This window comes from Butyribacter sp. (assembly GCF_056818865.1).
This window is the reverse complement of the sequence record NZ_DBLYGC010000003.1, coordinates 16,255-30,941: the sequence shown is the minus strand read 5'-3', so window position 1 is coordinate 30,941 and position 14,687 is coordinate 16,255. Positions and strand designations below refer to the sequence as shown.

Below are 14,687 nucleotides of genomic sequence, written 5' to 3'. Positions count from 1 at the left end.
TTAGTTATTATTTCTATATTCAGATAAAACTTTTAAAAGGCTGAATATATCTACGGGCTTTGAAAGATATTTATTCATGCCGGCATTGAGACATTTTTCTATATCCTCCTTAAAAGCGTTTGCGGTCATTGCAATTATTGGAATGCTGTGTGCTTCAGGAATTTCAAGATTTCTGATAGCGGTTGTTGCGTAAAGTCCGTTCATAACAGGCATCTGCATGTCCATAAGTATTGCGTCATAATTATGCTGTTTGGAAGATTTTAACATTTCAACACATATAGAACCGTCAGCGGCATGTTCACATGTTATGTTATGCATTTTTAAAAGTTCTGATATTACTTCATAATTTAATTCATTATCTTCAGCGACAAGAAGATGCATTCCCGAGCATATTTTGGAATAATCGTCAAGTGTCAATGTCCCAGGAGAGGTTCTTGAGCGTTTTTTCAGGTATGGAATTTCTAAAGTGATGGTAAAGGTTGTGCCTTTGCCAAGTTTACTGTCAACATCAATATGGCCATTCATTATATCGGTAAGATATTTGACAATGGACAAACCAAGTCCGTAACCCGGAACTTTATTTATCCTCGAATCAGTTTCTCTTGTAAATTTTGAGTACATATTTTCTATGTATTCTTCGGACATTCCTATGCCTGTATCACTGATTTTGGCAATAAGAAATATATTTTTGCTGCTAGGAATTTTCTGCTGGTACATTTCAAATGTGACACTTCCGCCGTCGGGTGTATATTTTATGGCATTGGATAAAATATTTGTATATATTTGTCTTATACGCAGTGGGTCAGCAAATATTTCAGGATATATAATATCATGTTTTATACAGTTGATATCTAAGTTTTTGCCGAGTTGTATTTGTTCGAGAGATGGCGGAAATTCGTCAAAAAGTTCACATATATTTATTTCCTTAGGATTGATTTTCATCTGACCATTTTCTATTTTTGAAATGTCGAGAACTTCATTGACAAGCTCTAGCAAAAAGTTGCCTGACAGCTTTATTTTTTCGAGTCCGTATTTTATTTTGTCAGGCTCATCTATATGCTGTGAAACTATATCGGTAAATCCCATTATTGCGTTCATAGGAGTTCGTATATCATGTGCTATTTGCGATATAAATTCTGTCTTGGCAACATTTGCTTTGTTAGCTTCCTCGGCAATTGCTATCCAGCTTTGTTCACGGCGTTTGCTTGCACTTATTATCTGTGTTACATATAAGACATCTGTAATTGTATTTGACTCATTTCGGCGTCTTACTATAAATCTCGCCGTATGCCAGTTGTTATCATTTGTCAGATATTCAGTAGCAATTGTCTCTTCATTTTTTAAACGCTTCTGTAATGTTGAAATGTCAAAAAACTGGCGTAATTTATCTTTATATTCAGAAACAATAAATTCATCACATAATCTATTCATTTCTAAAGATGCACATCCGCTTTTGCCGGCAAGACGGTGTGTACTGCCTTTGCCGGAGATTTCTTTGAAGCTGTCTTTTTCCAGGTTAATCAGAAATATTGCATTGTATATTTGGCTTAAAGCAGATATGACTTCATTTTTCAAGGTAGCTTCTGTAAGTGCCTGTTCAAGTTCAAACTGTCTTTTTTGTTCAAGTGCAACTATGTTGTCAATGTGTCTGAAGCCTAATAATAATTGGTAATTTAAGGATGTTGTTGAAATTCTTACGACAATGGTTTCAAAGTATTGTTGTCTTAAAAGATTAGGAACACTACGATATCTGAACACGATGCGTTCTTTGTATTTTAACTCGTTTTTCAGATTAACAATACTCATTGTATTTTGAAAAAATGTAACACTTTCAGGAGCAACATATTTTCTGGAATAAGTTTCTATCATTTCCGTATAATTGAATGGTCCCGGATTTTCAGCAGAGATAAAGTTAGCCGCATTGGCAACCCTGTCCAGTTTAAAGGGTTCAAGTGTGTTTTTTTCGAGGTCTACATAATATACTGAAGTATAGTCACGGCAAAGCACATCGAGGAACTGCTGTTCTTTTTCAAGCTCAAATTTATTTTTATTTATAAGGCTCTTATTCTGCATAAGGAGAAAATCTTTGTCAATATTCTGCCATATACTTCCAAGGTGAATACCTATTGTTTTCATTAACCTTAAATGAGCAGGAATAACAGGAAAAGAAGGGGAATCAAGTCTTATATATCCGAGCTGTTTTCCGGCATATGAAATTGGAAATGCAATAACGGAATTTACACCAAAACTGAGAAGTTTTTTATTTTCATTTGTTAATTGTGTGACATCAATTTCTCCAATATTGTCTTCTATGATTATTTCACGGTTAGAAAGTTTATTGTGCCAATCAGGTATTTCTTCCGCCGGAAACATAATGGGATGCGCTTTAAGTGAATCATTATTATTTACTGAATAGCTTAGTTTGAGTTCATAAATGTTTTGGTTAAGCAATTCAAATATAAAAGCAGTGTCACTGCCAATACATTTACAAAGTTGTTTGAGGATGGATTCTAAAATAGCTAATCTGCTCTTATCAGGTGTCAGATTTTCTAAGTTAATCAGTTCATTGATTATTGAATCATAAATATCCTGAAAAGTAGTGTCATCGGCAGAAATATATTTTTTCTCTGGGTAAGTGCTCATATGGTTATTCTCCTTCATCTCCTTTAAGTTTAGTGCCGGTCAAAAAGTATTAATTTAATTGTAACATTAAATAGAGCAAAGTCAATGAAACAAATTTGTTGACATTTTTATTTGATAGTGTTATTATTTCACATACGCAATACATAACATTGTTAAATGTTTGATGTGTTATGCAATATAGAATATGTTACAGGAGTCAAAATACCTTTTGACCCAACATTATAATGTTCAAAGAAGGTGATTATTATTAATGATAAGTTTGAAGAATTGTTTAAGGCTATGCATCAGTTCCACAAATTAAGACTTGGAGATATTATGCCGGACATAAGCGGTGCGGATTTTTGGACTATGCGGAATATTATGGATAAGGGCGAGGATGGAAAGATAACGATTTCTGAACTTGCTAAGAAAACAAGGGTACTTCCGTCAGCAATATCCAGAACACTTAAACGGCTTGAAGAAAAAGGTTATGTTGAGAGAACGGTAAATAAAAATGACAGGCGAAATACTTATGTTGAGATAACGGACAGAGGAAGAGAAGTTGCACAGGAAGTCAGAGAGATAATGAGAGACTACGGAGAGGCTGTCCTGTCAAAATTTGATGAGGAAGAACTTTCAATGCTTATATCGTATCTTAATAATATATATGATATTGCAAAGAAAGAGATTGAAGTCAGAAAGGTTAAGAAATAGAAAGTTAAGAAAGGACAGAAAAAATGGGTAAAATATTTAAAAATATGATTCCTTACTGGAAAGCGGTTATTATCATTATTGCTCTGCTGTTTGTACAGGCATGGTGTGACCTGTCGCTTCCTTCTTATACATCAGATATTATCGATGTGGGTATTCAGAACAGCGGTGTTGAACATATTGTTCCCGAAAAGCTTACAAAGAGTGAGTTTGAGACGGCACAGTTTATTATGACGGATGATGAAACAGATGTGTGGAAATGTCTGTATGAGGCAGACGGAGAGTTTTATAAACTAAAAGATAAGTCTGAAAAGGAACTTGATGAGGCTGACGAAAAACTTACTCTGCCGCTTATCATGAATTATCAGATGAGTACATTGGAGGTCAGCAGTTTTAAAAAGACTATTGCAAGTCAGATGGGAAAGAAGGAGTCTGAACTTGAAAATATGAGCGTAGAGCAGCTTGGTGAGACACTTGGCGTTAAACTTAAGAGCTTCAAGCAGGAAAAGGAAGATAATGACGGAAATAAAGTTAAGGTTGAATGTGTTGACGCAAGACCGTTCTTTGCAGGAATGCTTGAAAGCGGAAAGATGGATAAAAAGAGCATTTTGTCTATGCGTGATAAAATGAGTAATACCATAGATGCGATGGGAAGTTCACTTGTTAAATCGATGGGTGCTGCTTATGCAGTTTCCTGTGACAAGGCGGCAGGAATCGACATAGACTATGTACAGAAATCATATCTTTTGTTTGCGGGATTAAAAATGCTTGGAATGGCACTTCTTATGGGTGTTGTGACTGTGCTTGTCGGCTTCTTTGCATCGAGAGTCGGAGCCGGAATAGGTATGACGCTCAGGGAAAAGGTATTTAAAAATGTTGTCGGATTTTCAAATGCCGAGATGGATAAATTTTCAACGGCATCACTTATTACGAGAAGTACAAATGACATCCAGCAGATACAGATGGTTTCGGTAATGCTTCTAAGAATGGTTGCCTATGCTCCTATTCTTGGAATTGGCGGTGTATTAAAGGTTATGCAGACGGGAGCAGGCATGGGATGGATAATAGTGCTTGCGGTAGTTGTGATACTCGGATATGTCATGATACTTATGTCAGCTGCTATGCCTAAGTTCAAACTTATGCAGAAGCTGGTCGACAATATCAATCTTGTTTCAAGAGAAATTCTTACCGGGCTTTCGGTTATCCGTGCATTTGGCAGGGAGAAAAAGGAAGAAGAGAGATTTGACGAAGCAAATAAAGACCTCACAAGGACAATGCTTTTTACAAACAGGGTTATGACATTTATGATGCCGGGTATGATGATGATAATGAATGTTCTTACGGTCGGTATTGTGTGGTTTGGAGCTAACAAGATTGACGGCGGAAATATGCAGGTCGGTGCTATGACTGCATTTATAACATATGCAATGATGATTGTCATGTCATTTTTGATGCTTACGATGATGTCGATAATGCTTCCTCGTGCGGCTGTTGCAGCAGAGCGTATCGATGAGGTTGTCCGCACGGAATCTTCTATTAAAAATATTGACAAACCGGAGAAACTTACAAGCCATGACGGTGTAATATCATTTGAACATGTAAATTTCAAATATCCGGGAGCAGAGGAAGATGTACTCCACGATATTGATTTTGTGGCAAAGCCGGGGGAGACAACAGCTATCATAGGCAGTACGGGATGCGGCAAATCAACATTGGTAAATCTTATTCCGAGATTATATGATGTCACGGATGGAAAGATATTGCTTGACGGAAAAGATATAAGAAATATTTCAATGTCAGACCTCAGGGAGGAAATTGGTTTTGTACCTCAGAAGGGAGTTCTTTTCTCGGGAACGATAGCTTCAAATCTCCGTTTTGGAAATGATAATGCAACCAATGAGGAAATAAAAAAGGCTGCAGAGATAGCACAGGCAACGGAGTTTATCGAAGCAAAAGATGATAAATACGAAAGTTCAATATCGCAGGGCGGAAGCAATGTCTCAGGAGGCCAGAAACAGCGTCTTGCGATAGCGAGGGCAATAGCCAAAAAACCAAAGATATTTATATTTGATGACAGCTTTTCAGCACTTGATTTAAAGACAGATGCGGCACTTAGAAAAGCATTGTCTGAAAATGTAAAGGACAGCACGGTTATTATCGTTGCACAGAGAATTAGCACAATATTACACGCAGAGCAGATACTTGTTCTTGATGATGGAAAAGTAGTCGGAAAAGGTACGCATGAACAGCTTCTCAAAGATTGTGAAGTTTACCGTGAAATCGCAAAATCCCAGTTGTCAGCCAAAGAGCTTGGCATGGATGAAAGTGAGGTGTCAGACAATGAGTAATGAGGAACAGTTTAAAAAGCCACAGCCACGCAGGAGAGGTCCTATGGGCAGAGGTATGCAGCCGGGCGAAAAGCCTAAGAACCTCAAAAAGTCATTAAAAACACTTGTAAAATATATCGCAAAATATAAGGTGGGAATATTTGTCGTAATGTTTTGTGCGGCATGTTCAACTGTATTTACGGTGGCAGGGCCTAAAATTTTGGGAAAAGCAACAACGGCTTTATCAGAAGGTCTTATGGCAAAAATAAGCGGAACAGGAAGTATTGATTTTGGAAAAATAGGAAGAATACTTCTTGTTGTACTCGGACTTTATCTTTGCAGTGCATTGTTTAGTTTTATTCAGGGATGGATAATGACAGGCATAACGCAGAAGGTGTGTTATAAACTGCGTCAGGAAATATCTGAGAAGATAAACAGAATGCCGATGAAATACTTTGAAAGTCGTACTTACGGTGAGGTTTTATCACGCATTACAAACGATGTGGATACGCTTGGACAGGGGCTTAACCAGAGTATCACAACAATAATTACATCTGTTGCAACACTTGTAGGTGTGCTTATAATGATGCTTAGCATTTCACCGCTTATGACGCTTATTGCACTTGTAATACTTCCTATATCACTTGCGCTCATAAGCCTTGTGACAAAGAAGTCACAGAAATTTTTCCGTGCACAGCAGGAATATCTCGGTCATATAAACGGGCAGGTCGAGGAAGTTTACGGTGGTCATCTTGTAATAAAAGCGTTTAATCGAGAGAAAGATACTATTGAAGAATTTGAAAAAACAAATAAAATTTTGTATGACTCAGCATGGAAATCGCAGTTTCTTTCAGGAATGATGCAACCTATAATTATGTTTGTCGGAAACTTAGGTTATGCATCGGTAGCACTTGCCGGCGGTATGCTCGCAATAAAAAATGTAATTACGATAGGTGACATACAGGCATTTATCCAGTATGTAAAGAACTTTACACAGCCGATACAGCAGATAGCACAGGTAATAAACATGGTTCAGTCAATGTCTGCGGCATCGGAGAGAGTTTTTGAATTTCTTGACGAAAACGAGGAGGAACAGATAGTAGAAAATCCTGCAGATATTTCAAAGGTAACGGGCGAGGTATCATTTGAACATGTTCATTTCGGTTACAATCCGGAGCAGATTATCATTAATGATTTCAGTGCAAAGGTAAAACCGGGACAAAAGATTGCGATAGTGGGACCTACAGGTGCCGGAAAAACAACTATGGTAAAACTGCTTATGCGTTTCTATGATGTAAACAGCGGTGCGATAAAATTAAACGGCAGCAATATAAAAGATTTTAACAGACGTGAACTCCGCGACGCATTTGGAATGGTGCTTCAGGATACATGGCTTTTTAAGGGCACGATAATGGAAAATATACGTTACGGAAGACTTGATGCGACAGACGGGGAAGTAATAGCAGCGGCAAAAGCGGCGCGGGCGCACCACTTTATACAGACACTTCCGGGTGGATACCAGATGGAACTTAATGAGGATGCAAGCAATGTATCACAGGGACAAAAGCAGCTTATTACGATAGCGAGGGCAATTCTTGCGGACAATAAGATACTTATTCTTGATGAAGCAACATCTTCGGTTGACACCAGAACTGAGATAGAGATACAGAAAGCAATGGATAATCTTATGAAAGGACGCACAAGTTTTGTAATAGCACACAGACTTTCAACAATCCGTGATGCTGACCTGATACTTGTTATGAAAGACGGGGATATAATAGAGCAGGGAAATCATGATGAACTTCTTGCAGCAAACGGCTTTTATGCAAATCTTTATAATTCACAGTTTGAAGATGTTGTGGCGTAGGAAACAAGTTATTTAGTTAAACGGCAATTATTTTCTAATATCAAAGTGGTAATTATTTTTAAATAACAATTTTGAATAAAAAAAATAAATCTGTTAAGAATAATAGCAGATTTATTTTTTTGTTATATTAGGAAACTAAATAATATATTGCGTAATTGGAGGGATTGCCGTATGTATGATAATAAGGAGAACAACTTTAAGAAAAAGGGGTTATGCATTTCGCTGTGTGCTGCACTTGTTTGTGGACTTGGGATAGGCGGAGTGTACTACAAGACAAACAAAGCACCGCAGAATGATGGGACAAAACTTTTCTCTGATTCATCAGCAGGCAGATTGTCAGCGGATGCAGATAAAAAGGCAGACAGTTCAAATGATAAGAAAACAGAAAAAAATACAGAAAATAAAACGGTGACAGCAGGTTCAGGAAATGTAAAAAATATTAAGAAAAATTCAAAAAAAGCTTCTGTTAAAAGTGCGAGAGAAAAAATAAATGATGCAAAAGAGGAAAATAACAAAAAGGATATTGCTTCAAACAACGAAAACAAAAAGACGAACAAAGCAGAAAAAGATAAAAATAAAAAACAGGGAAAAACAGTAAATACAATGTCAAATGATAACAGTCTTAAATTTGATGCGGAGAAGGGGCTGGTTTGGCCTGTAGGAAGCAGCGAAAAAGATATTATTCTTAAATTTAGTGACAGCAATACGGTTTACTTTAAGACATTGGCACAATATAAAATAAATCCGGCAGTTGTCATAGCAGCTAAGACGGATGAGAAAGTGAAAGCTGCGGCAGCTGGTGTTGTCAAAAGCGTAAAGACAGATGATGAAACAGGAACAACCGTCACTGTAGATATTGGAAGCGGTTATGAAGTTAAATACGGACAGCTTAAAAATTTAAATGTTAAAACCGGACAAAAAATTGCTAAAGGTGAGATAGTCGGCCATATTGCAAAGCCGACAAAATATTATACTTTGGAGGGAAGTAATCTTTATTTTGAAGTTACGGAAAACGGAAAGAGTGTTGACCCGCTTTTGCTTTTAAAGTAGATAAAAAGTTGTAAATTAAAAATTCTTATTATAGTTTCTGCTGTTGTCGCTGAATTTTCGGCGGCAACAGTTTTTTTGTAAAGTTCTTTTCATAAATACCAATTTCTGTTAATATATTAAAGAAGTTGGTTACAAAAAATGTTGCACTTATAGTGTGGAAAGAGAGGGAGTTATGCAATACAAATTAGTAGGAAACACAATGCCGGCGGTTGAGGTGATGTTTGATGCACCGGGAGAGTCTATGTATACACAGTCAGGTGGTATGGCATGGATGACAGAGGGAATTAAGATGGATACCAATACAAAGGGCGGTCTTTTAAAAGGTGTTGGACGTATGTTTGCAGGTGAGTCATTATTTATGGCAACTTATACTGCTGAACAGGCCGGAGCCAGGATTGCATTTGCATCAACTGTTGCAGGTGAGGTTCTTCCGATAAATATTGGTGAGACAGGTGGATTTATCTGTCAGAAGGGAGCATTCCTTTGTGCCGAACCTACAGTAGACCTGTCGGTTGCTTTTACAAAGAGATTTTCATCCGGATTTTTTGGCGGGGAAGGTTTCATTCTTCAGGATATAACAGGTAAAGGTATGGTATTTCTTGAAATTGACGGTGACAAAGTTATAAAGGAACTTGCACCGGGCGAAGTAATAAAAGTTGACACAGGTAATGTAGTCGGCTTTGAAAAGACGATAACATATGAGATTGAGACAGTAAAAGGTCTTAAGAACATATTCCTCGGTGGCGAGGGACTTTTCCTTACAAGACTTGTAGGACCGGGAAAAGTTATACTTCAGACGCAGAACTTTAATGATTTTGCAGGAAGAATTGCAAGCAGAATCCCGTCTAAGTAGTTTTTGGAAAAAGCGTTTGTAAAAACAAAGAACAGTATTTGTTTTTTCAACAGCACTGTGAAGGTTGAATTGAAGATTGTAAAGCTGTAAAAATAAACAGAGTGTTCGGCAGTTGGCTGAGCACTCTGTTTTGTGGTGAGAAGGAAAATCATTACGTCCTTGACATTACAATCTATAAATAGTTAAATATAAAAACGGAAATATTTGAACAATAAGTATCGAAGTTTTGGCTTCGTATGTATTTCACAATACATTTGGAAATGAGGATAAAGCATGAAAAGAGAAGCAAATCCGGTGGCGTTGCTGCCTGTTTTTGTATTTTTGGTATTATATTTGGGACTTGGAATTGTATTTGAATATATTATGAAAATTCCGATGGGATTTTATAATATTCCGATTATTGTAGCTTTCTTGGTGGCGATTTTGACGGCGTGTCTGCAAAACAGGAATGTATCTTTTGATGAAAAATTGGAACTTATGGCACAGGGGATGGCGGACAAGAATATAATAACTATGCTGTTGATTTTTTTGACAGCCGGAGTATTTGTTGGTGTTGTAGGACGAGACAGTGCAGAGAGTGTAGCGTATTTTATGTTGCAGCTGATTCCGGCAAGATTTGCAGTCATTGTTCTGTTTATTGTAGCATGTTTTGTGTCTGTAGCAATGGGCACTTCAGTGGGGACGATTACATTGATTACTCCGATTGCTGTTGCAGTAGCGGAGGCTTCAGGCTTTTCAGTACCGCTTTGTGTGGCTACGGTGATGGGAGGTTCCATGTTTGGAGATAATCTGTCTTTTATCTCAGACACCACTATTGCGGCTTGTAACGGACAAGGTTGTGCAATGAAAGATAAATTTAGACAGAATTTCTGGATTGCATTTCCAGCGGCGGTAGTGACGGTTATTGTAGTCAGCTTTTTATCATGGAATACAGTTATTGAAGGAAGTGTTCATCACAACTATAATCTGATACAGATAATACCGTATGTGCTTGTGCTGATAGGTGGAATTATCGGATGGAATGTGTTTCTTGTATTGTTGACGGGCATCATATCGGGAGCGGTAATCATGTTGTTGACGGGAAAAACATCATTTGTGGATTTGGTTGCCAATATGGGGAACGGAGTATCAGGCATGTTTGAAACTTGTATCGTGGCAGTACTTGTCGCAGCTCTATGTGCTTTGATTCGTTCATATGGAGGGTTTGATGCTCTCTTAGGTGGAATACATCATGTGTTTAAGGGAAAGCGAGGCGGACAGCTTGGCATGGGAATACTTGTCGGTGCTATGGATATAGCAACCGCCAATAACACAGTGGCTATCGTTATGGCAAATCCAATTGCCAAAGAAATGGCGCAGACATACGGAATTACACCGAAGAAAACAGCATCATTGCTGGACACATTTTCATGTATAACACAGGGGATTTTGCCTTATGGAGCACAGATGCTTGTTGCAATCTCAGCCGTTACGGAACTGGGAAAAAATATCTCGGCATTTGATATTATTCCTTATATGTTCTATCCGCTTTTTTTGCTCATAAGTTCTCTGATTTGGATTGGGGTAAAAACTCAGTGATTTGGTGGGGATTTTATCTCTGCGGATGGTTAGCGGTTATTGAACTTTACATTATAATATAAAGACAATACAGGGAGGTTTTTATGAAGTACAATATTGATTTAAATGACAACGATTACATTGAATTTAATTATTCATATCTGAAACATTCAAAAATCGGAAAGTATTCTCTTTTAGTTACAAGAATTTCTTTTCCTTTTGCCATGTTCATATTTGTTTTGGCATTGCTTATTATTGACATAGAGAGAGGACTTGTTCTTACTGTTGCTGCAGTGGCGGTTTTATCAACTGTTTTGTGGTGGTTTATCGTGCCTGCTATGATGCGTTGGAATATTAAAAAGAACATTATAAAAATGAAAAAAGACGGAAAGCTGCCTTATAATGAGAAAGCATCGGTTGAGTTTTTGGATGACAGAATTGTTGAGACATGTGAACAGGGAGAGACTATTGTTAAGTACAGCGATATAGTTAATATTTATGCTGAAAAAGATTATTTTTATATATTTTATGGTTCGATGCAGGCGTTTATATTGCCTGAAAGGTGTATAGGTGATAGCGGCTTGAAGGAGATTAAAAACAAATTGTCACAGTCAGGTGTTGACAAATAGAATAAAAGTCTATATAGTTATCCAAGGTAATTAACAAAGGTAACTATATAGACTTTTTTGTTTGCAAAAACAGTATTAGAAAGAGGAATTTATTATGACTATCGAAAAGATAAAAGCAATGTTTGATGCGTGCTATCTTGCAAAGCGGTCAAGGGATCTGCTTCCGCCGCTTCCAAATGGTGTTACACCGTCTTATATCCATTATCTGGATGTGATTGAGTCTTTGGAAAAGCAGGGGGTGAGTGTAAAAGTATCGGACATAAGTGATGCACTTGACATTCCACGTCCGGGTGTGACACGCACTGTCAAGGAGATGGAGACAAAAGGCTATCTTTACAAACAAACTTCTGAGAGTGACGGACGTGTTACATATATATTTGCGACAGATGCAGGAAAGCATTTGTTACAGATATATAGTGAAAAGTATTTTAACAGTCTGGCGCCGCTGTTAAACGATATTTCAGATGAGGATGCGGAATGTACAATAAGGACTATCGAAAAACTTTACAAAGTTATGTCAGAGAGGAGTGTTACGATTGAGCAGTAATGATAAGACAGATTTCACGCAGGGAAGTATTTTAAAGAAGCTGTTCTGGTTTATGCTTCCGATTTTAGGAGCACTTGTTTTGCAGGCGGCTTACGGTGCAGTAGATTTGCTTGTTGTAGGAAAATTTGGTTCGACAGCAGGACTTTCAGCAGTTTCAACAGGAAGTCAGGTACTCAATCTTGTGACTTTTGTTGTCACACAGTTTGCTATGGGTATCACGGTTCTTATAGCAAGATATATTGGAGAGAAGAAAACGGGGCAGATAGGCGAGGTACTTGGCGGGGCTGCTGTTGTCTTTACGATAATATCAATAGGCTTGGTTATTCTTATGGTATGTTTTGCAAAACCTATTTCAGTTCTGATGCAGGCACCAACGGAAGCAGTCAGTCTTACAACGGTTTATGTTCGTATCTGTGGCAGCGGAATATTCTTTATTGTTGCCTACAATGTACTTGCTGCTGTTTTTAGAGGACTTGGGGATAGCAGGTCACCGTTGATATTTGTACTTGTTGCCTGTATTGTAAACATTGTTGGTGATATGGTTCTGGTAGCAGGACTTCATATGGATGCGGCAGGTGCGGCACTCGCAACCGTTCTTGCTCAGGCTGTAAGCGTTGTATGTGCGATTGTGATGCTAGTCAAGAAAAAACTTCCATTTTCAATATCAAAATCAGATTTTAGATTAAACAAACAGTGTCGTAAATTTCTTGAAATCGGTCTGCCGCTTGCATTGCAGGAGTTCTTGACACAGCTCTCGTTTCTGGCACTCTGTGCATTTGTAAACAGACTTGGTCTTGAAGCATCTTCGGGATATGGTGTTGCATGCAAGATTGTAAACTTTGCAATGCTTATTCCAAGCTCACTTATGCAGTCGATGGCTTCTTTTGTATCACAGAATGTCGGTGCTGGCAACAAAAAGAGAGCAAAGCATGCCATGTTTACAGGAATTGGTGTCGGTGTGGCATTTGGTTGTGTAGTATTTTTGATTGTAATGTTTAAAGGTGATGTTCTTGCGGGATTCTTTTCAAATGACGCCGCAGTTATACAGAAGGGATTTGACTATTTGAAAGGATTTGCACCGGAAACGATAGTGACCGCCGTATTGTTCAGTATGATAGGTTATTTTAATGGAAACAATAAGACATTGTGGGTAATGATTCAAGGGCTTACACAGACGCTTTTGGTACGTCTGCCGATGGCGTATATTATGAGTATCCAGCCTAACGCAAGCCTTACAAATATCGGACTTGCAGCACCTACATCAACGGTTGTCGGAATTGTTTTGAATGTTATATTTTTTATTTATATGAATAAAAAAGAGACGGGTGTTCAATCGTAGGATTGAATTTGAGTTCTGGGATGCGGGTTTTAATATTTTCAGAATTTGTGTATAATTGAAAAAGAAAGTACGCAAGTTAATATGTATGTTAGTGTGCAAGAAAGTACGCAAGTTAATATGTATGTTAGTGTGCAAGAAAGTGTGCAAGTTAATATGTAAGTTAGTACACAAGCTGGAGGTGCAGTATGGGTGATTATAATCCGCCATTTACAATTACAAACAGTATGTTATCTTATGTAGCGGCTATTTCTGAGAAGATTGGACGCATTACAATTATAAGTGACATGGAAACAAAACCACATCTTAGAAAAAATAATAGGATTAGGTCAATACATTCCTCCTTGAAAATCGAGGCAAATTCTCTTTCTGTTGAACAGGTCAGGGATGTTATAAACGGAAAACTTGTACTTGGAGAATTAAAGGAGATACAGGAAGTAAAAAATGCTTATGACGCATATGAAAGAATTTCAGAAATAAATCCATATAGTATTGCAGATTTAAAAAGATTTCATGGAATTATGACAAAATATATTGTAGATGAATCAGGTGGATTTCGTCATGGGGAAGAAGGAGTATTTAACGGTGAGAAGTGTATATTTATGGCTCCACCGGCTCAACTTGTTCCACAGTTGATGATTCAGCTTTTTGATTGGATGAAAAGGGTTCAGGGAGAAATCCATCCATTGATATTGAGCAGTATATTCCACTATGAGTTTGTATTTATTCATCCATTTTCAGACGGCAATGGCAGAATGGCAAGATTGTGGCATACTGCTATACTATCAAAATGGAAAGCAATATTTGAATATATTCCTATTGAAAGTCAGATTGAAAAATTTCAGGACGATTATTATAATGCGATTGCAAAGTGCCATGTCGATGGCGAGTCTACTTTTTTTATTGAATTTATGTTATCTCAGATTGATAAGATATTAGATGAACTTTCAATACAGATTGATGATAATAGCGTGCAGATTTCAGGAAATGTAAAAAAACTGCTTGAAATAATGGATTATGATATTCCATATACAAGCAATAAACTGATGGAAAAACTTGGACTAAAATCAAAAGATGGTTTCCGTAGGAATTATCTTCATCCAGCAATGGAGTTAAATCTGGTGCAAATGACTATTCCTGATAAGCCTAGAAGCAGAAATCAGCGTTATGTAAAGGTCTGAAAGGGGT

11 protein-coding genes are annotated in these 14,687 nt (G+C 37.5%); 10 read left to right on the top strand and 1 reads right to left on the bottom strand.

Features of this window, described 5'->3' with window-relative positions:
* Positions 1–2,643 (bottom strand): hybrid sensor histidine kinase/response regulator, encoded by a 2,643-nt coding sequence (locus ACZLXV_RS01880; RefSeq protein WP_482382323.1) that lies wholly within the window; start codon positions 2,641–2,643, stop codon positions 1–3.
* Positions 2,644–2,880: 237 nt separating this feature from the next.
* On the opposite strand from ACZLXV_RS01880, the gene ACZLXV_RS01875 reads away from it, so the two are divergent.
* From ACZLXV_RS01875 to ACZLXV_RS01830, 10 genes are all read left to right on the top strand, one after another.
* On the top strand, positions 2,881–3,336 hold the full coding sequence (locus tag ACZLXV_RS01875; protein ID WP_482382322.1) for a MarR family winged helix-turn-helix transcriptional regulator: 456 nt from the start codon (positions 2,881–2,883) through the stop codon (positions 3,334–3,336).
* Between the two features lie 23 nt (positions 3,337–3,359).
* Positions 3,360–5,681: an ABC transporter ATP-binding protein gene (locus ACZLXV_RS01870; protein ID WP_482382321.1), complete on the top strand. Its 2,322-nt coding sequence runs from the start codon at positions 3,360–3,362 to the stop codon at positions 5,679–5,681.
* On the top strand, positions 5,674–7,527 hold the full coding sequence (locus ACZLXV_RS01865) for an ABC transporter ATP-binding protein (protein ID WP_022223859.1): 1,854 nt from the start codon (positions 5,674–5,676) through the stop codon (positions 7,525–7,527). Before ACZLXV_RS01870 ends, ACZLXV_RS01865 begins: the two co-directional genes overlap by 8 nt.
* 171 nt (positions 7,528–7,698) lie before the next feature.
* Positions 7,699–8,577, top strand: coding sequence for a M23 family metallopeptidase (locus ACZLXV_RS01860; RefSeq protein ID WP_022223860.1), 879 nt, complete (start codon positions 7,699–7,701; stop codon positions 8,575–8,577).
* 172 nt (positions 8,578–8,749) lie between these two features.
* Positions 8,750–9,430 carry a TIGR00266 family protein gene (locus tag ACZLXV_RS01855; RefSeq protein WP_482382320.1) on the top strand — a complete coding sequence of 227 codons (681 nt, stop codon included), beginning with the start codon at positions 8,750–8,752 and terminating at the stop codon, positions 9,428–9,430.
* A 273-nt stretch (positions 9,431–9,703) separates the two neighbouring features.
* A complete protein-coding gene (locus ACZLXV_RS01850) occupies positions 9,704–11,008 on the top strand; it encodes a Na+/H+ antiporter NhaC family protein (protein ID WP_482382319.1) in 1,305 nt (434 codons plus the stop codon).
* A gap of 83 nt (positions 11,009–11,091) precedes the next feature.
* Positions 11,092–11,616 (top strand): YcxB family protein, encoded by a 525-nt coding sequence (locus tag ACZLXV_RS01845; protein ID WP_482382318.1) that lies wholly within the window; start codon positions 11,092–11,094, stop codon positions 11,614–11,616.
* 94 nt (positions 11,617–11,710) lie between these two features.
* Positions 11,711–12,163, top strand: coding sequence for a MarR family winged helix-turn-helix transcriptional regulator (locus ACZLXV_RS01840; RefSeq protein WP_482382317.1), 453 nt, complete (start codon positions 11,711–11,713; stop codon positions 12,161–12,163).
* Positions 12,153–13,502, top strand: coding sequence for an MATE family efflux transporter (locus tag ACZLXV_RS01835; RefSeq protein WP_482382316.1), 1,350 nt, complete (start codon positions 12,153–12,155; stop codon positions 13,500–13,502). Before ACZLXV_RS01840 ends, ACZLXV_RS01835 begins: the two co-directional genes overlap by 11 nt.
* Positions 13,503–13,687: 185 nt before the next feature.
* Complete coding sequence (locus ACZLXV_RS01830; protein WP_022223866.1) at positions 13,688–14,680, top strand: Fic family protein; 993 nt, start codon at positions 13,688–13,690, stop codon at positions 14,678–14,680.
* Positions 14,681–14,687 lie beyond the last annotated feature (7 nt).

Excerpts from the sequence above, each read along its gene's own strand:
- ACZLXV_RS01850 (WP_482382319.1), top strand. The coding sequence starts at position 9,704 with ATGAAAAGAGAAGCAAATCCGGTGGCGTTGCTGCCTGTTTTTGTATTT.
- ACZLXV_RS01855 (WP_482382320.1), top strand. The coding sequence starts at position 8,750 with ATGCAATACAAATTAGTAGGAAACACAATGCCGGCGGTTGAGGTGATG.
- ACZLXV_RS01840 (WP_482382317.1), top strand. The coding sequence starts at position 11,711 with ATGACTATCGAAAAGATAAAAGCAATGTTTGATGCGTGCTATCTTGCA.
- ACZLXV_RS01865 (WP_022223859.1), top strand. The coding sequence starts at position 5,674 with ATGAGTAATGAGGAACAGTTTAAAAAGCCACAGCCACGCAGGAGAGGT.
- ACZLXV_RS01860 (WP_022223860.1), top strand. The coding sequence starts at position 7,699 with ATGTATGATAATAAGGAGAACAACTTTAAGAAAAAGGGGTTATGCATT.
- ACZLXV_RS01880 (WP_482382323.1), bottom strand. The coding sequence starts at position 2,643 with ATGAGCACTTACCCAGAGAAAAAATATATTTCTGCCGATGACACTACT.
- ACZLXV_RS01830 (WP_022223866.1), top strand. The coding sequence starts at position 13,688 with ATGGGTGATTATAATCCGCCATTTACAATTACAAACAGTATGTTATCT.
- ACZLXV_RS01870 (WP_482382321.1), top strand. The coding sequence starts at position 3,360 with ATGGGTAAAATATTTAAAAATATGATTCCTTACTGGAAAGCGGTTATT.
- ACZLXV_RS01845 (WP_482382318.1), top strand. The coding sequence starts at position 11,092 with ATGAAGTACAATATTGATTTAAATGACAACGATTACATTGAATTTAAT.